Below are 22,652 nucleotides of genomic sequence, written 5' to 3'. Positions count from 1 at the left end.
AACGGCCGGGCCGGGTTCGCACGTCAGGACCGGTCGAGCCGGCTCTCGAGCTCCGGACCGATGACCCGCAGCGCCTCGGCGTCGGCCATACCCAGGTGATGGGTGTCGACGTCGATAGCGGTGATCGCGCCGGTGACGTAGGGACGCCAACTCGACTGCACCGCAGCGGGATCGTCCTTGTCGGCCGTGGCGACGAACAGCAACATGTCGCCGTCGAACACGTCCGGACGATGCGTCGACCCGATCTGCGCGGCGGTGTCGAAACTGATCATGATGCGGTCCACCTGCTCCGGTGACAGCAGCCCGAGCGCGGTGATCTGCTCGCGGACCACGGCGGCGACCGCCTCGGGGTCCGACGCCTCGATCTCGTCGTCGATGTCGAACAGCGATCGCCAGCCGCCGAGCAGGTCGGCCACGCCGGTGGCCGGGTCGTCGACCGGCGCGGCGACCGCGGGCGCGGCCCCCGGGTCGGCGACCGCGGCGTCCATGACACCGAGGAACGCGACGTCATCGCCGCCGGCCTGGAGCTCTGTCGCCATCGCCTGGGCGATGTACCCGCCGATCGACCACCCGAGCAGGTGATACGGCCCCTGCGGCTGCACCCGTCGGATCTCGGCGACGTAGCGCCGCGCGAGTTCGGAGACCGACTGCGCCGACGCCTCACCGTCCACGACCGAGGGATCCTGCAGCCCGTACAGCGGCCGGTCGGCGATGTGGGGAGCCAGTCCGCCGTAGAACCACGCGAGTCCACCCGCGGGGTGCACACAGAACAGCGGCGGCCGCGACCCACCGGCCCGCAGGGCGATGAGGACGTCGTCGGTCAGGCCACGCTCGGCGTCGGTCCCGGTCGCCGTCTCCGACAGCCGGGCGGCCAGGCCACGTGGCGTCGGATCGACGAACAGCCACGGCAGCTGGACCTTTCGACCCGACCGCTCACCGATGAGCGCCGCGAGTCGTACCGCCGACAGCGACGTGCCACCGAGGTCGAAGAAACTCTGGGTCGCGCCGACCCGGTCCGCGCCGGTCACCTCAGCCATCGCCCGGGCGACGAGGGTCTCCAGCTCGCCCTCCGGTGCGACGAGTTCCGGGGTGGCCGACCCGGATGTCGGGACGGGGAGCCGTCGCCGGTCGACCTTGCCCGTCGACGTCATCGGCATCGTCTCCATCACGACGATCACCGACGGCACCATGTGCCGGGGCAGTCGGTTGCGCAGTTCGGCGCGCACGCGAGTCGGGTCGGGCGGATCGCCGGCCGGGTTCGCGGCGACGAAACCGATCAGCCGCGCGTCCCCCTGCGGCCCGGTGACGCCGACGACCGCGGACACCGACACGTCCGACCGGGCGCTGAGCGCCGCCTCGATGTCACCGAGTTCGATGCGTTGGCCGTTGATCTTGACCTGGAAGTCGTCTCGGCCGCCGAACTCGAGAGCGGGGCCGTCCGCGTCTCCGACGTCGACCCAGCGGACCAGGTCGCCGGTGCGGTAGAGCACCGATCCGGGCGGGCCGTACGGGTCGGCGACGAACCGCCCGGCGGTGAGGTCGGGGCGTCGGTGGTAGCCGCGGGCGGTGGCGTCGCCGGCGAGGTAGAGCTCGCCCAGCACGCCCCTCGGCACCGGGCGCAGACGGTCGTCGAGGACCAGTGCACGGAACCCCCGGATGGGCCTGCCGACGACGACCCGCCTGCCCGCCTCGAGCACCACCGACGTCGAGGTGATCGTCGTCTCGGCGGGTCCGTACCAGTTCGACATCGTCCGGCCGGAAGCCCACAGTGCGACCAGTTCCGGCGGGCACGCGTCGCCGGCGACACCGAGGTGTCGGATGGAACGGGCCCGCTCGGGGTCGAGGGTGGCCAGCACGGCAGGCGTGATCATGGCGTGCGTGACGGCGTGCTCGGAGATCACCTCGGTCAGGTCGTTGCCCGCGAACGCATCCGGCGGAGCCACCACCATCGTCGCGCCGAGTGCGATGGTGCCGATCACCTCGAACATCGACACGTCGAAGCTCAACTGCGCCAGGTGCAGCACGCGCGCCCGCTGCGGGTCGCCGATCCAGTACTGCCGCTGGTGCTCGATGAAGTCGGCCATCCCCCGATGGGTGACCGCGACGGCCTTGGGCTTGCCGGTCGAGCCCGAGGTGTACATGAGGTAGGCCAGGCCGTCGGGGGTCAGATCGGCGGCGGGGACGGGTGTGTCGACCTGGTCGGCGCCCAGCGTGCTCGACACGACCCAGTCGGGACCGATACCCGCGACGTCGCCGAACGACTCGACGCTGGCCAGGCCGAGTACCGCACCGGATTCGGCGAGCATGTGTGCGACGCGCTCGACGGGCAGCGCCGGATCGACCGGCATCGGCGCCGCACCCGCCTTCCACACCGCCCACAGGGCGATCACCGCGTCCGCCGAGCGCGGCATCCCCACGGCCACGACGTCCTCGCGTCCGATGCCCCGCGCACGCAGCGCCCGCGCGAGACGGTTGCTGGCGGAGTCGAATTCGCGGCGCGAGAAGGTCCGGTCGCCGTCGATGAGGGCCGGGTGGTCGGGATCGAGCGCGCCCCGGTCGGCCAGCAGCGCGGGCAGGGTCCGGGCAGTGACGGGTGCCGGTCCCACCGCGGGCACCAGTGCGCGTCGGTCCGCGTCGTCGAGGATGTCGATGTCGCCGACCGGCGCGGCGGGGTCGGCGGTCATCCCGTCGAGCACCGTCAACACGGTGTCGCGGAATCGTTCGATCGTGCCCTGATCGAACAGGGCTGCCGCGTAGACGATCTCGCCGCTGATGGTCGACGACGTCTCGTCGTCCGCGGTCCACTCGGTCAGGGCCAGGGTGAGGTCCACCTTGGCGGGCTGGTCTCCGATGGCCACCGGGATGACGTCGAGGCCGTCGACGCCGACCGCCGGAGCACTCGAGGAGGTCAGGTAGTTCAGGGCGATCTGATAGATCGGTGCGTGCGAGGTCGAGCGCACCGGCGCCAACCGCTCGACGAGCAGCTCGAACGGTAGGTCGGCGTTGGCGAACGCACCGGTATCGGAGACTCGCACCTGCTCCATCAGCTCCATCGTGGAATCGCCGGGGCGGTGGACGGTCCGCAGGGCCAGGGTGTTGACGAACATGCCGACGAGTGGCTCGATCTCGCGACGACCGCGACCTGCGATGGCCGCCCCGATCACCACGTCGTCGACCCTGGCCGACCTCGCCACGACGGTGGCGAGCGCGGCGTGCACGACCATGAACGGGGTGCTGTTGCACGCTCGGGCCAGCGTGACGACCGCTGCGCTCCGACGGCGTCCGAGGTACACCGGGACCTGACGGCCGGTGGTGTCCATCACCGCCGGTCGTGGGCGGTCGGCGGGCAGGTCGGTCGATCCGGGCGCGTCGGCCAACGTCGTGGACCAGTACTCGAGCTGCTGTCCCAGAGGCGATAGGGGGTCGTCGACGGCGCCGAGGACCTCGTGCTGCCAGAGGGTGTGGTCGACGAAGGTGATCTCCGGGGTGGGGAGTACGCCGGGTGCATCGTCGGCACGACCGAGCCGCGCGGTGTACGCCGTCATCATCTCCCCGGCGAGGATGCCCAACGAGTGTGCGTCGGCTGCGATGTGGTGGACGACCAGCACCAGCAGATGCTCAGCGGCTCCCGCCGCGGGTGACGTCGCGATCCGTGCGCGGATGGGTGGTTCCCGGGTGACGTCGAAGCCGGCGCCGACGATCGCCATCGCGGCGTCACGATCATCGATGACGCGCCAGTCGAGTAGTCGGCGGGCCGTCTCGGGATCGAGGACCTGTTGGCACGGTTCACCGTCGACGAGCGGGAACACGGTCCGCAGCGGCTCGTGGCGGGTCACCACGTCGTCCAGGGCGGCACGCAGCGCCGCCACGTCGAGGTCGCCGACGATACGCAGCGCGATGGGGATGTTGTAGGCGGGCGAGGTGACGTCGAACTGGTTGATGAACCAGATCCGACCCTGTGCGTACGACAGCGGTATGCGCGTCGGACGGTCGCGGCGGACGATCGGGATCTCGGCGACCCGCGACTGCGAGACACGCTGCGCCAGTTCGCGGACGGTCGGGTGGTCGAAGAGTTCGCGCACCCCGACCTCGACGTCGAGCGCCGCGCCGATCCGGGCGACGACCCGCATCGCCGACAGCGAGTTGCCACCCAGTTCGAAGAACCCTGCGGTGACCGACACCCCGTCGATCCCCAGTTCATCGGCGACGATCCCGGCGATCAGGTCCTCCACCGGAGAGGTCGGCGACTCGACGGCCGCACCGACGAGCTGAGCTGCGCCGGTGTCGGGGGCAGGGAGCGCGCGGCGGTCGATCTTGCCCGCGGAGTTGTAGGCGAATCCGTCGAGGACCATCCACATCGTCGGCCGCATGTACGCCGGGAGTCGTTGTGCAGCATGCTCTTTTATCTCGTCGAGGGCGCCTGTGTCGTGGATGCTCGGGCCGGACAGATAGCCGACGAGCGAGTCGCCCCCGGCGGTCGTGAGGACGGCGGCCGCGGCGGCACTGACCGAAGGCGCCGACATCAGCACCGTCTCGATCTCTCCGAGTTCGATCCGCTGCCCGCGCAACTTCACCTGGAAGTCGCCGCGGCCCAGGTACTCCAGCTCGGAATGGCGGTTCCATCGGACAAGGTCACCGGTGCGGTAGAGGCGGGCACCACTCCCGGCGGGGTCGGCGACGAAGCGGTCGGCGGTGAGGTCGGGGCGGGCGGCGTACCCGCGGGCCACCTGTACGCCGCCGAGGTAGAGCTCGCCGACCACTCCCACGGGGACCGGCGCCAGACGTGCGTCGAGCACGCGGGTGATGGTGCCCGCCATCGGCGCACCGATCCCGATGACCGTCTCGTCGTGGGTGACGGTGTGCGCGGTGACCTCGACGGCGGCCTCGGTGGGGCCGTACAGGTTGCGGATGACGGCGGCGGGCACGACCGCGGCCATGGCGTGTGCCGTCGCGGCGGGCAGCGCCTCACCGGAGGCGAGCACGCGCCGCAGCGAGGCGAGTCCGGCGATCTGCTCCTCGGTGAGGAACTCGACGAACAGCGCCATCATCGACGGCACGAAGTGGATGGTGGTCACGCGGTGTTCGCGAACGAGGGACGCGATGTGCGCGGGGTCGGCGTGCCGTCCGGGTTCCGCCAGCACGAGCGACGCGCCGGCGATGAACGGGCCGAACAGCTCGCCCACCGACACGTCGAAGGTGATCGGCGTCTTCTGCAGGACCACGTCGTCGACGGTGAGCTCGTCCAGGTCCTGCATCCACTTCAGCCGGTTCGCGATGGCGCGGTGGGAGACCGTGACACCCTTCGGCCGACCGGTCGATCCCGACGTGAAGATCGTGTAGGCGGCGTCGTCGACCAGCACCGGACGGATCAGCTCGTCGGGTCGCAGCGACGCGACCTCTCCTGCGACCGGTGCCGAACAGTCGACGGTCAGGGTGTCAGTGGCGCCCATGTCCGTGGTGCCCGAGTCGGGAACGGGCCATCCTGCCGGGCCGACGAGAACCAGTGCGACGCCGGCGGTGTCGATCATGTACCGGACACGGTCGGCCGGAGCGTCGATGTCGATCGGGACGTACTGGCCACCCGCTCGCACGACGGCGTGGACCGCGACCATCATCTCGACCGAACGCGGCAGACACACTCCGACGGCGACGTCGGCGCCGACACCGCGGGCGATCAGGGTGCGGGCCAGGTCGTCGGTGTACGCACCGAATTCGCGATAGCTCAGCGTCCGTCCGGCGACGACCACCGCGGCCGCGTCCGGGGTCAGTGCCCGCTGCGTGTCGAGCAGCTCGACCAAGGTGGTCGGTGCGGCCGCACCGGCGCCCGACGACATGGTCGCGAGCTCCCGGCGTTCGGCGGGGTCCAGGAGATCGACGTCGCCGACGGCAGCCGAGGGTGACGACACGATCGCGTCGAGCACACGCACCAGCCGCTGGGCCAGAACCCGGATGCTCGATTCGTCGAACAGGTCGGTGGCGTAGACGATCTCGGTGGTCCAGGGGTCCCCGGCGGGTGCGGTCGCCACGGTGAGGGTGAGGTCGGTTCGGGCGGCCACCTCGTCGGCGGGCATCTGCTCGACCCGCAGGCCCGACGCGTGATCGGGCGCCGCGTCACCCGATGGCTGCTGGTGCTGCTGCATCGACAGCATCACCTGACTGAGCGGCGCGAACGCCTCGGACCGGGTGGGCGCCAGACGTTCCACGAGATGTTCGAACGGAAGGTCCGCGTGGCCGAACGCGTCGACGTCGACGGCCCGGACGTCGGCGAGCAGTTCCGACAACGACATCGCCGGGTCGACACGGGTCCGCAGCACGAGGGTGTTGACGAACATGCCGACGAGGGCATCGAGCGCGGCGTGTCCGCGACCGGCCACCGGGGTGGACACGACGATGTCGTCGCCACCGGAGACCCGGGCGAGCACGGCGGCCAGTGCGGCGTGCACGACCATGAACTCGGTGGCGCCTTGGATCCGCGCGACGTCGGCGATTCGTGCGGCCACGGTCGCCGGGATGTCGAACTGCAGCCGCGCACCGTGATTCGTCGCCACCGGAGGTCGTGGCCGGTCCGTGGGCAGGGTGAGTACGTCGGGGATCCCCGCGAGGACCGCCGACCAGTGGGCAGCCTGCCTGCCCAGGGTCGACGCCGGGTCGTCGACCGATCCCAGGACGCGTTGCTGCCACAGTGCGTGGTCGGCGAATTGCACCGGCAACGGCGCGAACTGAGGTGCGTTGCCCTGGACACGGGCCTCGTAGGCCGTGACGACGTCGCGAACGAGTGGGGCAACCGACTCACCGTCGACGGCGATGTGATGCAGCGCCAGGGCCAACACGTGGTCGCCTGCGTCGACCGTCAGGATCCGTCCCCGGATGGGCAGTTCGGTACTCACGTCGAATCCGCGACGCAGCAGCGCCGCGATCGCGGAGTCGTCCTCGGTGACCGACCAGTCCAGGAGCGCCTCGGCAGCGGCGATGGTCAGCACCTGCTGGCGTGGGCGCCCGCCGGTCGACGGGTACACGGTCCGCAGCACCTCGTGACGGCCGAGAACGTCGCCGATCGCGAGACGTAGCGCCCCGACGTCGAGAACTCCGACGAGCCGCAACACCACCGGGATCGTGTACGCGATCGACGCCGGCTCGAAACGGTTGAGGAACCAGATCCGCTGCTGCGCGTTGGACAGCGGGATGAACTGCGGTCGCGTGCCGGCGACGAGCGGGACGGCCGTCATGGATCCGCGGCCCGGGCGCCTCGAACGGATCCGACCGACGAGACCACGGACGGTGGGCGCCTCGAACAGGTCGCGGATACCGACGCGCGTCCCGAAGGCCTCGGTCGCCCGGGCGGTCACGCGGGTGGCCGACAGAGAGTTGCCGCCGACGTCGAAGAAGTCCTCGCCCACGCCGATGTCGGTCGGGTCGCACCCGAGCACGTCGGCCATGATCGCGGCCAGCGTCTGCTCGTCGTCGTCGGCAGGCCGCTCGGCGATCTCGGCGAGGTGATCGGTCTGATCCGGGTCGGGCAGTGCGGAGCGATCGAGTTTGCCCACCGGGGTCAGGGGCATGGCGTCGACCACGGTGATCGAACCCGGCACCATGTACGCCGGGACGAGTCCTTCGAGGTGTGTTCGCAACGCGTCTGTGTCGAGTTCGTCCGGTGCGACCCTTTCGGACGGCTCGACGTACCCGGCGAGTGTGTGCACCGGATCCCCGACACCGACGACGGCGGCGATGCGTACCGACGGGTGGCTCGACAGCGCCGACTCGATCTCGCCGAGTTCGATGCGCTGACCCCGCATCTTGATCTGGAGGTCCGAGCGACCCGCGTAGAGGAGATCACCGTTCGCGGTGCGCCGAACCAGGTCACCGGTGCGGTACATCCGGGTTCCGACCGGGCTCGCGCCGGTGTCGGACGAGTCGACGAACGGGCAGGCGACGAAACGGTCGGCGGTGAGGTCGGGGCGATCGTGATACCCACGGGCCAAGCCCGCCCCGAGGACGTAGAGCTCACCGATCACGCCGACGGGCACCGGGCGCAGACGGTCGTCGAGGACGACGACGTCGGAGCCGGGCTGCGGGAGGCCCAGTGGGACGACGTCGTCCGGCGCGATGGACTCCGATGTCAGGCACGCCATGGTGGTCTCGGTCGGACCGTACGAGTCGTAGAAGCTCCGGCTCCCGGCCCAGCGCCGCATCTCCGCGTCCGGTACTGCTTCGGCGCCGGCGAGCAGATGCGTCACCGACACCGACGAGGGGTCCGGAAGCGACGCGAGCACGCTGGTGACGATGGCGGCGTGGGTGACCGCGTTCCCGGTGATCCACTGCGCGAGATCCTCACCGCCGACGATGTCGGGCGGGGCGACCACGAGCGTGCCACCGGACACGTACGCACCGACGACCTCGAGCATCGACCCGTCGAAGCCCGGCGAGCTGACGCCGAGCCAGCGCGCCGAGTCGTCGCTGCGGTGGCGATCGCGCAGTGTCGCGGCCATACCCGCGATGCCGGTGTGGGTCACCGACACCCCCTTGGGCGTGCCGGTCGACCCGGAGGTGAAGAGCAGGTAGGCCACATTGTGTGTGTGCAGTGGCCGGATCCGGTCGGCGTCGGTGAGCGGGGCGTCGGACACCTCGCCGCGCGCCACCCTCGCCTGCAGATGCGACAGGGCTGCGGCGTCGACGGTCAACCAGTCGATGCCGTCGTCGACGCCGGCCGGGCGGGATCCCGAGATACCCACGCGGGCTCCGATTCCCGCGAACACACGGCCGAGGCGGTCGGGCGGATGGCCCGGGTCGACCGGAGCGTAGGTCGCCCCGGACTTGGCGATGGCCCACAGCGAGACCTGTACGAGTGCCGTGCGCGGAAGGGCGCTGACGACCACGTCCTCGGGCCCGACACCGCGCGCGATGAGATCGCGGGCGAGCGCGGAGCTCAATGAGTCCAGCTCGGCGAACGTCAGCGAGTGGCGGTCGTCGACGACTGCGATCCCGTCCGGGCGGCGTGCGGCCGCCCGGGTGAGGAGGTCGGGGAGCAGGACCGATTCCACCGCGGCCGCGGCCGGGTGCGGCATCACGGTGTCCCGCTCGTCGACGTCGATGATGTCGATGTCGCCGACCGCGATCTCCGGCCGCTCAGTCGCTGCGGCGAGCACGTCGACGAGTCGCCCGGCGAATCGCTGCACCGTCGCGGCGTCGAACAGATCGGTCGCGTAGACGACGCTGCCACGCCAGGAACCCGTACCGCCGGTGGCGATCCCGACGGTCAGATCGACCTTGGCCGTGGTGACCTCGGTCTCGACGGGCTCGACGGTCAACCCGTCCACGGTCACCGCGCCGGAGTCGGCGTCGTCCCCGGCCCGGTCGTCGGTGACGGTCAGCACGATCTGGGCCAGCGGTGCGAACGCCTCTGACCGGACGACGTCGAGCCGGTCGACGAGTTCCTCGAACGGGATGTCCGCCCCGGCGAGCGCGTCGACGTCCACGCGTCGAACCTCGTCGAGTACGTCGAGGAAGCGATCGTGTCCGCTCACACGGGTGCGCAGGACGAGGGTGTTGACGAACATGCCCACCAGGTCGTCGAGCGCGGCCCGCCCGCGGCCTGCGACCGCGGTGGCCAGAACCACGTCGTCGGTGACGGCGAGACGCGCCAGCAGTGCGGCGAGCGCGGCGTGCACGAGCATGAAGTCGGTGACGCCGCGCTCGCGGGCCAACCGGGTTGCCGCCGCAGCGATCTCGGCCGGGATCGTGAACTCGACGCTCGCACCGCGCGACGACGCGACCGGTGGGCGCGGGCGGTCGGTGGGCACCTCGAGCAGCGCGGGCACCCCGGCGAGCTGGGTGTCCCAGTACGCGAGTTGCTCACGAACCGCTGCCGCCGCCGGCGCGTCGGCACCGGGGTCGTCGTCATGGCCCAGCACGCGGTTCTGCCACAGCGCGTAGTCGGCGTACTGCAGCCGTAGCGGCTCCCAGGTCGGAGCAGCACCCGCGCGTCGAGCCCGGTACGCCGCGACCAGATCTCGGGCGATGACCGGACCGGATTCACCGTCCGCGGCGATGTGGTGGACGACCAGCACGAGCAGTGCGGTGTCGGGGCCGGTGACGGCGAGTCGGCCGCGCAGCGGCAGGTCGGTGGTGACGTCGAAACCGAGCTCGGTGACCGCCGACGCCTCGGCGACATCGGACACGACGGCCCAGTCGAGTTCCGCGACAGCGTCGTCGGCGGTGCGGATGACCTGCCATACGTCGCCGGCCGGGGTCTGCGGGTACACGGTCCGCAACGTCTCGTGCCGCGCGACGAGGTCGCCGACCGCCGCGGTCAGCGCCGACACGTCGAGCGGTCCGCGCAGCCGTAGCGCCACCGGGATGGTGTAGACCGGCGACGAGGCGTCGAACGAGTTGATGAACCACATGCGCCGCTGCGCGTTCGACAGCGGGATCCGATCCGGGCGGCTCTGCGCAGTCGGCGTGTCGAGCCGCACGCGGTCGGCGCCGTCCACGCGGGTCGCCAACTGCCGCACCGACGGCGCGGCGAACAGGTCGCGGACGCCGAGGTCGGTCGCGGTGGCATCGGCGACACGCGCAGCCACGCGCGTCGCCGACAGCGAGTTCCCGCCGAGGTCGAAGAAACTGTCGGTGACCGACACCTCTGCCGTACCGAGGACGTCGGCGAACACCTGCGCGATCACGGTCTCGGTCGACGATCCCGGTGCGACGTGCTCGCCGCCGACGACGGGGGCGGGTGCCGGCAGCGCGCGGCGGTCGATCTTGCCTGCCGGGCTCAGCGGCATCGCGTCGAGGACCACCCACGCCGTCGGCCGCATGTAGGCGGGCAGCGAGCGCGACACCGCGGCCTGCACCACGTCTGCGTCCGGATCGGGTCCGACGAGGTAGGCGACGAGCCGATCGTCCCCACCGGGGGTCGGGATCACCTGCGCGACCGCCTGACTCACCCCCGGCACGGCGGCGAGCACGGACTCGACCTCGCCGAGCTCGATCCGCTGGCCACGGATCTTGGCCTGGAAATCGTTGCGCCCGAGGTACTCGAGCTCGCCGTGACGGTTCCAGCGGACCCGGTCACCGGTGCGGTACAGGCGGGAACCCGGGCCGTTCGTCTTCGACGGGTCGGGGTCGGCGACGAACCGTTCCGCCGTCAGATCGGGTCGCGCGGAGTAGCCACGCGCGAGCTGGATGCCGCCGAGGTACAACTCCCCGACCACCCCGGGCGGGACGGGACGCAACCGGTCGTCGAGCACCCGCGTGGTGGTGTTCGCGATCGGACGTCCGATCGGGACGTCGACGGCGTCGGCGAAGACCTCGTGGTGGGTGACGTCGACCGCGGCCTCGGTCGGGCCGTACAGGTTGTGCAGCTCGGCCGCCGGGACCAGCGTGGTCATCGAGTTCGCAGCGGCGGCCGACAACGCCTCACCGGAGGTGAACACCGTTCGCAGGGTGGCCAGGTCGACCTGGCGGCCACCGCGACGCCGACCACCCGCGGCCGTCTCGACGAACACCGACAGCATCGACGGTACGAAGTGCAGGGTGCTGACCTTCTCGGCCGCGATCAGTCCGACCAGGTACGCCGGATCGCGATGTCCGTCCGGGCGGGCGATCACCATCGACGCACCGGTCATCAGTGGCCAGAACAACTCCCACACCGACACGTCGAAGGTCACCGGCGTCTTGTGCAGGATCACGTCCGACCCGTCGCGCGGGAACCGGGCCTGCATCCACTGCAACCGGTTCATGATCGCCGCGTGCGACACCGTCACGCCCTTCGGGCGACCTGTCGAACCCGAGGTGAACAGCGTGTACGCCGCGTCGTGCGGCCGCAGCGGCGCAAGTCGGTCGGCGTCGGACAGCGCCGTGACGTCACCGGTCGGCGGGTGCGCGCAGTCGACGGCCACGACGTCGCCGGGGAATCGGTCGACCGCACCGGGCGCATCGCCATCTCGGACGAGAACCAGTGCGACGGCTGCGGATTCGGTCATGTGGGCGACGCGCTGCGCCGGGGCGTCGACGTCGATGGGGACGTAGCGGCCACCGGCCGCGACGACCGCGTGGACGGCGACGAGGAGTTCGACGGAACGGTCCATGCAGATGCCCACGCCCACGTCGGGCCGGACACCACGGGCGATCAGCGATCGGGCCACCGAGGCGACATGCGCACCGAACTCGCGGTAGGTGAGACGTCGGTCGCCGACGACCAGCGCGGTCGCGTCCGGGGTCGAGCCGATCTGGCGCGACACCGCCTCCGCGAGGTTCTGGGGTTCAGGGCTCTGGAGTTCGTGGCTCTGGGGATCGCGGTCCACGATCTCACCGACCGACCACCCTGCGACGGTCCTGCGCTCGGCGTCGGACGTCAGGTCGATGTCGGCGATGCGACGGTGGGGATCGGCGACCCCGGCGCTCAGCAGCGCGACGAAACGGCGGACGACGGCCGCCGCGGTGTCGGGGGCGAAGAGGTCCGCGGCATAGACGAGGTGACCGGACAGGCCGGTGAGCGTCCCGTCGGCGGCGCGGGCCGCTCCGAGTCCCAGGGTGAGGTCGAAACGTGCTGCGGGCGTGCCGGGGTCGGCCGCGGTGATGGTGAGCCCGGGCAACTCCAACGCGGTGTCGGTGCGCTGGTCGAGGGTCAGCATGACCTGGGTGAGCGGGGCAAATGCCTCGGACCGTACGGGCGCGAGGACGTCGACGAGGTGCTCGAACGGGACGTCCGCGCTGGCGAAGGCGTCGAGGTCGCCTGCGCGGGCGAGTTCGACGAGCGCGGCGAAGTCGAGATCGGGATCGACCTCGGTGCGCAGCACCAGCGTGTTGACGAACATGCCGATGAGGCCGTCGAGTTCGGTGCGGCCGCGACCGGCGACCGGGGTGCCGATGGCGATGTCGGTGGTCGCCGACAGTCGGGCCAGGACCGCGGCCAGCGCGGCGTGCAGCACCATGAACAGCGTGGCGTCGTGGCGGCGGGCGAGGTCGTCGGCGGCCCGCAGCACGTCGTCGGGTACGACGACGTCGACCATCGCACCGCGCAGCGACGCGACCGGCGGACGCGGGTGGTCGGTGGGCAGGTCGAGCACATCGGGCAGGCCCGCGAGTCGCGTTCGCCAGGAATCGATCTGACGACCCAGCGCCGAGGTGGGGTCGTCGACGCCGCCGAGGACCTCCTGCTGCCACAGCGTGACGTCGGCGTACTGCACCGGCAGCGCGGACCACCCGGGCTCGGTGCCCGCGGAACGGGCGGCGTAGGCCGTGACCAGGTCGCCGACGAGAGGGGCGATCGACTCGCCGTCGGACGCGATGTGGTGGAGCACCACCACCAGCAGGTGGTCGTCGGCGCCGATCGCGAGGACGCCGGCGCGGATCGGCACCTCGGTGGTGACGTCGAACGGCCGGGCGGGCAACGCCGCGACCTCATCGGTGACCCACCAGCGGTTGTCCTCGACCGCACCGGCGGCGAGGATCTGTTGCCGCGCGACGCCGTCGGAGTCGGACGGGAAGATCGTCCGCAACGTCTCGTGGCGACCGATGACGTCGCGCAGCGCGGTCCGCAGCGCGTCGACGTCGAGGCTTCCGGTCAGCCGCAACGCGAACGGGATGTTGTACGCGGGGGTCGTCGGGTCGTAGACGTTGATGAACCACATCCGCTGCTGCGCGCTCGACAGCGGGATCACATCGGGCCGCGGTCGTGCGACCAGCGGCGCGATCGCCACGGTGTCGGACGTGTCGGCGCCCTCGACGCGGTTCGCCAGGGCCCGCACCGTCGGCGCATCGAACAGGTCCCGCAGGCCGACGGCGACCCCGGTCGCCTCACCGACCCGGGCGACGACCCGGGTGGCCGAGAGCGAGTTGCCGCCGATGTCGAAGAAGTTGTCCGACACCGAGACCCGCTCGGTCCCGAGGACATCGGCGAACACCGCGGCGATCGCGGTCTCCGTCGCCGACACCGGGGCCACGAAGTCCCCGCCGGTGAAGTCGGGGTCGGGCAGGGCCCGACGGTCGATCTTGCCCGCCGCGTTGCGCGGGAAGTCGTCGAGGAGCACCCAGGTCGTGGGATGCATGTAGCCGGGCAACGACCGTGCGAGGTGCGCGGCCACCGCCTCGGTGTCGACGGTGCCTGCGAGGTAGCCGACGAGGTGTTCGTCGCCGCCGCTCGAGGTGGCGATCGTCGCCGCCGCGAGCACGACGCCCGGTGCCGCGGCGAGCACGGTCTCGACCTCGCCGAGTTCGATGCGCTGGCCGCGCAGCTTCACCTGGAAGTCCGAGCGTCCCAGGTACTCCAGTTCGCCGTCGGTGTTCCACCGTACGAGATCACCGGTGCGGTAGAGGCGCGCGCCGCTCGCCGGATCCGGCGCGAACGGGTCGGCCACGAAGCGTTCGGCGGTGAGGTCGGGGCGCGCCGCGTAGCCGCGGGCCACCTGCACGCCGCCGAGGTACAACTCGCCGACCACACCGGGCGGCACCGGCCGCAGCCGCGCGTCGAGCACCCGGGTCGCGGTGTTCCATCCGGGACGCCCGATGGGGATCGACACCTCGCCGTCGACCACGCGATGGTGCGTCACGTCGACCGCGGCCTCGGTGGGCCCGTACAGGTTGTGCATCTGCGCGTCCGGCACGAGCGCCCGCATCGCGTGCGCGGTGGCCGCGGGCAGCGCCTCGCCGGAGGCGAACACCCGGCGGACCGACGCCATCGCGACCGCGGCGTCCGATGCGGGCAGTCCGGCGACGAACGCGGCCATCATCGACGGCACGAAGTGCAGCGTGGTCACGCCCGCGTGGGCGACGACGTCGGCGAGCCGGCGCGGATCGCGGTGTGCATCGGGGCGGGCGATGACCATGGTCGCACCGGTGATCAAGGGCCAGAACAGTTCCCAGACCGACACGTCGAAGGTCACCGGCGTCTTGAGCAGGACCGCGTCGGAGGCGTCGATCCCGAACTCGCTCTGCATCCACCGCAGTCGGTTGGCGATCGCCGCGTGGGACACGGTGACGCCCTTCGGCCGTCCCGTCGATCCCGACGTGAACAGCGTGTAGGCCGCGTCGTCTCGACCGCGCGCGCCGCGACGCTCCGACTCTGCGACGGGCGACACCGTGTCGTCGATCGGCTCGTCGGCGGAGAACGTCAGGACCTCGGTTCCGACGGCGTCGACCGCGGCGGGAGTCGCATCCGACGCACACACCACCAGAACGGCGCGCGACGTGCTGAGCATGTAGGCGATGCGCTCGGCCGGGGCCTCGACATCGAGCGGTACGTACTGCCCTCCCGCGGCGACGACGGCATGGACGGCCACCACCATCTCGATCGACCGGCCGATGGCGACGCCGACCGCCACGTCGGGTCCGACACCGCGTGCGATCAACCGTCGCGCGAGGGTCGCGACCCGCGCACCGAATTCGCGGTAGGTCACCACGCGGTCGTCGTACCGCAGCGCGGGAGCGTCCGGGGTGCGGGCGATCTGGGCGTCGGTCTGATCGGGTACCGATGCGTCGCGGTCCGACCCGTCCTCGGTCTGCAGCCCGACCGACCACTGCTCCACCCGCGCGGCGACCTCCGGTGACGACAGCGCGAGATCGGACAGACGCGTGGTCGGGTGGTGGGCGATCCGCTCGCACAGGGTGACCAGGGCGTCGGCGAACACGTCGATCTGGGCGTCGTCGAACGCCGCGGGCAGGTACTTGACGGTCAACGCCATCCGATCGCCGTCCGGCACGACGATGAGGCTCAACGGGTAGTGCGTGGCGTCGGCCGAGGTCACCCCCCGGATGTCGAGTCCGGCGGCCCGGGACCCGTCGCCGACCGCGGCGGCGTCGACAGGGTAGGACTCGAAGACCACCAGGGTGTCGAAGACCGCGGATTCACCGGCGGCCGCGGTGATCTCGGCCAGGCCCAGGTGCTGGTGGTCGAGGACCCGGGCCTTGTCCTGCTGCAGCTGCGCGAGCAGGTCGGCCGCGGTGTGCGCGGGCTCGAGGGTGACCGCGACGGGCAGGGTGTTGATGAACAGCCCGATCATCTGTTCCACACCGTCGATCTCGGGTGGCCGACCGGACACCGTCTCGCCGAACACGACGGTGTCGCGACCGGTGATGCGGGACAGCAGGATGCCCCAGACCGCCTGCAGCACGGTGGATGTGGTTGCGCCCGCAGCCCGACCGGATGCGGTCAGCGCGGCGAGAAGACGCGGGTCGAGGTACACGCTGCGCCCACGCGGCGGGTGGGTGACGTCGGGGCGCGCACCGGCGGCGACCAAGGTCGGGCCGTCGGCCGCGGCCAGCGCGGTGCGCCACGCCGAGGCCGCCGCCGCGGTGTCGCGCCGTGACAGCCAGTCCAGGAACACCGCGAAGTCGGCGCCGTCGGCCGGCGGAGCCAGTGCCGTCCCGCCGCTGTGCGCGGCGAGGAGGTCGGCCAGGACGAGCGGCGCGGACCATCCGTCGAGCAGCAGGTGGTGCGCGGTGATGATCAGCGACGCGCCCGGCTGCGGTGCGGCCGCCGGGTGGTCGGGATCGGTGATGAGGTGTCGGACCCAGACGAACCGCATCAGCCCCGGGGTGGCGAGGTCGAACCGTTCACCCAGTTCTCCGCGGGCGATGTCGGCCACCCGGTCGCCGGCGTCGGTCGGTGCGTGGTCGGCGAGATCGATCTCCCGCCAATCGGGTTCGACGACGGGGGCGACGACGGTGACGGCGTGTCCCTCGTCGGTGCGCACGAACGACGACCGCAGGACGCGATGGCGTGCGAGCAGGGTGCGCGCGGCCGCGTGCATGCCTGCGGCGTCGACGTCACCACCGAAGGTGATGGTCGACTGGGTGACGTAGACGTCCGGGTCCGCCCCGGCCGTGGCACCGTCATCAACACCGGCCGGGTCCCGCCGCAGGCGTGCGCCACCGGCGAGCTCGGCCTGGAAGAACAGGCCCTCCTGCAGCGGCGTGAGCGGCCACAGGATCGACCCGGGGTGCTCGGCGGTGAGCCGATCGATCTCGTCCTGCGTCAGTCCCGTCGAGGCCAGGTCGGTCTCGCTCGGCCCGGGATCGGAGACCGTGGCGACGTGGGTGACGATCTCGGTCAGTGCGTCCCCCCAGCGCGCGGCGATCGCGGCGACCTCGTCGGTGTCGAGAAGCGCGCCGGGGAAGGCGAACTCGGCGTGCAGCACCCGGCCGGCCGGTCCGGGGACCGCGCTGACGGTGACGGTGAGCGCCGCGGTGGCCACCATCGCCCCGGTGATCGAGGGCGGCAGGTTCGGCGCATCGCTGACCGGCAGGAGCGCGCCGGTGCTGTCGGTGACAACGGGCGCGGGGGCCTCGGACTCGGCGGCGACGTTGCCGAAGTAGTTGAAGCTCACCGGGGGCAGTGGATGGTCACGCAGCGGGGAGTCGTGTCGTGCCCGTAGGGGCCCGAACGCGATGCCGCGGTTCGGCATCCGCACGATGGCGTCCTTCACCGTTTTCACGGTGGCGGTGACCGGGCGTCCCGGTCCGGTCGACACCGCGAGCGGGACGAAGCTGGTGAACCACCCCACGGTGCCGGACAGATCGGCGCCGGGCGCGACCTGCTCCTCGCGGCCGTGGTTCTCCAGCAGGATCGACACCCGCTCGTCGGCCTCGCCCGAGAGTGCCTGCGCCAGCGCGGCGATCATCGTCGTGTCGGCGCCGGTCCCGTACGCCTGCGGGATCGCGGTCAACACCTGCTCGCTGGTCGCGACGTCGACGTCGAATCCGACGGTGGTGACGGTCGACTGCCGGTCACGGGCGCGGTCGAGCCTCAGCCGACCGGCGACCTCGCCGGAGGAGCCGGCCAGATGCGACAACCACAGCGGCGTCTCGTGTTCGCGCTCCGCGAGGTCGGCCACGACGTCGGCCCAGCGGCGCATCGACGTGCCCGGTGTGGGCAGCGTGATCGTCTCGCCTGCGGCGCGCTGCCACGCCGCGGTGAGAAGCCCGGTGATGATGGTCGGCCACGAGACCGCGTCGACGGCGATGTGGTGGATCGCGACAACCAGGCGGCCCGGCGCCCCGGGGCTCACCGAGCGGACACCGACCGCGGCCACGAGCCGACCGACCTGCGGATCGAGGCTCGCCAGGGCCCGGGCGTGCGCGGAACGGATGGCGGCGTCGGTGTCGGGTCCGGTGGCGTCGGTGATGTGGACGTCGATGTCCTCGGCGGTCCCGTCGCCGGCGACGAGGCGCCACTGGCCGTCGGTGAGTCGGAGCGAGGCGGTCAGCATGGCGTGGGTGTCGACGACCGCGGTGACGACGGCTCGCACGTCGTCAATGGTCATGTCGGCAGGCAGGGTGAGCACCGCCGACTGGGAGAAGTCGGCGTGGTCGGCAGGGTCGTCACTCAGGTCGAGCATCCACCCGATCGACGGTCCGATCGTGACCGGTCCCCGTGCGCCACCGGGGTGTTCGGCGAGAACGGGGGTGACCTCGCGGGCGCCGGCGAGCGCCCGGACGGTGCGGTGCTCGAAGATCATCCGCGGGGTCAGGACGTATCCGGCGGCCCGCAACAGCGAGGTGAGCCGGATGGACATGATGGAGTCACCGCCGAGGGTGAAGAAGGACTCGGTGACCGACACCCGGTCGACGCCGAGCACCGCGGCGAACACCTCGGCGATCACCCGCTCGTCGGGCGTCCTCGGCGCGACGTATCCGCTCGCCAGGCGTCCGAAGTCCGGCTGCGGCAGCGTTCTACGGTCGAGCTTGCCCGCACTGCTGCGCGCGATGTCGTCGACCGGCATCCACAGCGACGGCCACATGTACTCCGGCAGCGCGGCCTCGACCGCCAGCCGCACCGTGTCGGTGTCGTTCGCCGCCGGGCCCGCGACGTACCCCACGAGGTGCTGTGCGCCGCCGGGTGCGGTGACCACGGTCGCGGCGGCGTGCACGACGCCGGGCACCGCGGCCATGACCGACTCGATCTCACCGAGTTCGATGCGCTGGCCGCGCAGCTTCACCTGGAAGTCGGTGCGGCCCAGATATTCCAGCTCACCGGCAGCGTTGCGACGGACCAGGTCACCGGTCCGGTAGAGACGGGTGCCGGGCTCGCCGTCGGCATCGGGCACGAAGCGCTCGGCGGTGAGGTCGGGGCGCGCGGCGTACCCGCGGGCGACCTGGACACCACCGAGGTAGAGCTCGCCGGCGACGCCGGTCGGCACCGGGCCTAGACGGTCGTCGAGCACCCGCGTGGTGGTGTTCCAGATGGGCCGCCCGATCGGGACGACGGCCCCGACGGTGTGCAGATCAGCGTGAGCGACCTCGACGGCCGCCTCGGTCGGCCCGAACAGATCGTGCAGTCCCGCCCACGGCAGTGCCGCACGCACCCCGTGGGCGACGGCTGCCGACAACGCCTCTCCCGAGGCGAACACGTACCGCAGCGCGGTGAGTCGAGCCAGGGCCTCCGGCCCGACGACGTCGAGGAACACCGACAGCATCGACGGCACGAAGTGCACCGAGGTCACCTGCGCGGCGGCCAGTACGTCGGCGAGATAGGCCGGGTCGGTGTGCCCGCCCGGACGCGCGATGTACATGCGCGCACCGGCCAGCACCGGCGCGAACAGCTCGGGCACCGAGACATCGAAGGTGTACGGCGTCTTGAGGATCACCGTGTCGGTGGCGCCGATCGGGAACGTCGCCAGTCCCCACCGCAACCGGTTCATCACCGATCGGTGCGAGACGGTGACGCCCTTCGGCCGTCCGGTCGAGCCGGAGGTGAACAGGGTGTAGGCCGCGTGGTCGGGACGCAGTGGTGCGATCCGGTCGGCGTCGGTGACGTGGGTCGGATCCCGGTCCGTGCCCGTGTCACCGCCCGCGTCGAGATCGACGGTCAGCACGCGAACGTCGGCGGACATCGCCGTGTGGGAGTCCTTGTCGCCGACCAGCACGATGCGCACATCGGCGGTGTCAAGCATGTAGGCGACGCGGTCGGCGGGGGCCTCGGGGTCGATGGGGACGTACTGCCCGCCCGCGGCGACGACCGCGTGGACCGCGACGACCATCTCCACCGACCGCGCCATGGCGATCCCGACCGCGGTCTCCGGGCCGACACCGGCGGCGATCAGTCGGCGGGCCAGCACCGCGGTGTGCACCGACATCTCGGCGTAGGTCAGCGAACGATTCTCGGCGACGAGCGCCGGGGCGTCGGGGGTCGACACGCTCTGCCGGACCAGCGCGTCGGCGATCGTCTCCTCCGGCAGGCCGACGTCCCCGCCGCGGGCGAGGGTCCGGAGTTCGTCGCGTTCGGGGCCCGACGTCCACTCGATGTCGCCGACGACCGCGGAGCGCTCCGACGTCACCGCGTCCAGGATGCGGACCAGTCGTTCGGCGAACCCGACGACGGTGGACTCGTCGAAGAGGTCCGCGGCGTAGACGATCTCACCGTTCCACGCGGCACCGCGCGGGGTCGTGGCCACGGTCACCGCGAGGTCGAGGCGAGCCGGCGGGGTCCCCGGGTCGAGCAGGTCGATCTGCAGTCCGTCGGTCGTGACGGAGTCCGGCGCGGGGGTGTCTGGCGCGACGGTGTCGGGACCCGAGCCGTCCGACATCCCGATCCCGTGTTCGACCGACAGCATGACCTGGCTCAGCGGGGCGAACGCCTCCGACCGGGTGGGCGCCAACCGCTCCACCAGATATTCGAACGACACGTCGGGGCGGGCGAACGCGTCGAGGTCGACGGCCCGGACGTCGTCGAGCAACCGGTCGAACGGTCGGCCCGAATCCACGGTCGCCCGCAGCACCACGGTGTTGACGAACATCCCGACCATCGGGTCGAGCGCAGCCTGTCCTCGACCGGCCATCGGTGTAGCCACGGCGATGTCGGAGCTCGAGGACAGACGCGCGAGCAGTACCGCCAACGCGGCGTGCACGACCATGAACTCGGTGGCCCCGCGCTCGCGGGCGGTCGCGGTGATGCGCCCGGCGAGATCGGCCGGGAGGTCGAACCGGATGCGGCCGCCGGTCTGCGTCGCCACCGCGGGACGCGGTCGGTCGGTGGGCAGCGACAACACATCGGGCAGATCGGCGAGGTGGTCGAGCCAGTAGGCGACCTGTCCGCCGAGCACCGACGCCGGATCGTCAGCGGCGCCGAGCGTCTCCTGCTGCGCGAGGGCGACGTCGGCGAACTGCATCGGCAGCGGCGTGAACTCGGGTGGCACTCCGGCGGCGCGGGCGTGATGGGCGGTGATCAGGTCGGTGATCAACGGCCGCAGCGATTGTCCGTCCACGGCGATGTGATGCATCGACAGGGCGAGCACGTGCTCGTCCGGGGCCACCGGAATCAGCTGGGCCCGGATCGGCAGGTCGACGGACAGGTCGAAGCCGGCCGTGACGAACGTCGTGACGACAGCCGTCACGTCGGGGTCGGCGTCACCGGGGACGGTCGATCCGTCGCGCCACACCAGCATCGACCGCGCCTCGTCGATCGGGTGGATGCGTTGCGCCGCGCGGCCGTTGACCTCCGGGTAGGTCGTGCGCAACACCTCGTGGCGTGCGATCACGTCACCGATCGCGTCGCGCAGCACCGACGGGTCGAGCACGCCGCGCAGACGCATGATCATCGGGATGTTGTAGGCCGCGGAGTCGGGTTCGAACCGGTTGAGGAACCAGATCCGTTGCTGCGCCACCGACAGCGGGATGTGCTCGGGACGCGGCCCGGTCCCGGACGGCAGCGCGGCGTCGACGATCGGGGTGTTCGAGCGGATGCGGCGCACCAGGTCTCGCGCGGTGGGCGCCTCGAAAAGATCCCGCACCCCGACACGGACCCCGAAGGCGTCCGACGCGCGGGCGGTCACCCGGGTCGCCGACAGCGAGTTGCCGCCGACGGCGAAGAAGTCGTCGGTGGCGCCGAGGGTCTCCGGTGCGACACCGAGCACCTCGGCGATGATCGCGACCGCGGTGCGCTCCTCGTCGTCGGCCGGTTCGATGACGACGTCGTCGACCACCGCGATGGGCGCGGGTGCGGGCAGTGCGCTCCGGTCGATCTTGCCGACCGTGGTGAGCGGCATGGCCGTCAGCACGGTCAACGACGAGGGCACCATGTGCGCGGGCAGGGCCGCGGCGACGTGGGCGCGCACCTGCGCCACGTCCACCTGATCCGGGTGCGACACCTCGATGTATCCGGCCAGCGACTCGACGGCGGTGTCCCCCACGCCAACGACCACGGCCCGACGCACCTGTGGATGCCCCATGAGCGCCGACTCGATCTCACCCAGTTCGATGCGCTGGCCGCGCAGCTTCACCTGGAAGTCCGAGCGTCCGGCATAGAACAGGTCACCGGTGCGGCTGCGGCGGACGAGGTCCCCCGTGCGGTACATCCGTTGCCCTGTCGGCCCGAAGGGTGCGGCCACGAAACGCTCGGCCGAGAGGTCCGCACGACCGCGGTATCCCCGCGCCAGCGACGGCCCGCAGAGGTACAGCTCGCCGAGCACCCCGACGGGCACGGGTCGCAACCGGTCGTCGAGGACGACCGCACCGGTCCCGGCCATGGCCTGTCCCAGCGGCACCGGGTCGTCGGGGTGCAGCGGGTGCGACGTGACGCAGATGATGGTCGCCTCGGTGGGGCCGTAGGCGTCGTAGAACGATCGGTCACCCGCCCAGCGGCGCATCTCGGCGTCGGTGACGGCCTCGCCGCCGGCCAGCAGGTGCGTGAGCGACACCGCGCCGGGGTCCGGCAGCGACGC

Annotated in this window: 1 protein-coding gene (running past one end of the window); it reads right to left on the bottom strand. The window is 71.6% G+C overall.

Going from position 1 to position 22,652, the window contains the following annotated elements; genetic code table 11:
- Nucleotides 1-23 precede the first annotated feature (23 nt).
- A protein-coding gene (locus IEV93_RS10350; RefSeq protein ID WP_188489380.1) for a non-ribosomal peptide synthase/polyketide synthase crosses the window boundary here: on the bottom strand, nt 24-22,652 show its 3' portion. 18,702 nt of this gene lie beyond the right edge of the window; the window shows 22,629 of its 41,331 coding nt (coding positions 18,703-41,331); its start codon lies beyond the right edge, outside the window — the gene reads right to left on this strand; the stop codon is at nt 24-26.

Origin of the sequence: Williamsia phyllosphaerae (assembly GCF_014635305.1) — a bacterium.
GTDB classification, from domain to species: domain Bacteria; phylum Actinomycetota; class Actinomycetes; order Mycobacteriales; family Mycobacteriaceae; genus Williamsia_A; species Williamsia_A phyllosphaerae.
This window is presented reverse-complemented; position numbering and strand designations above follow the sequence as displayed.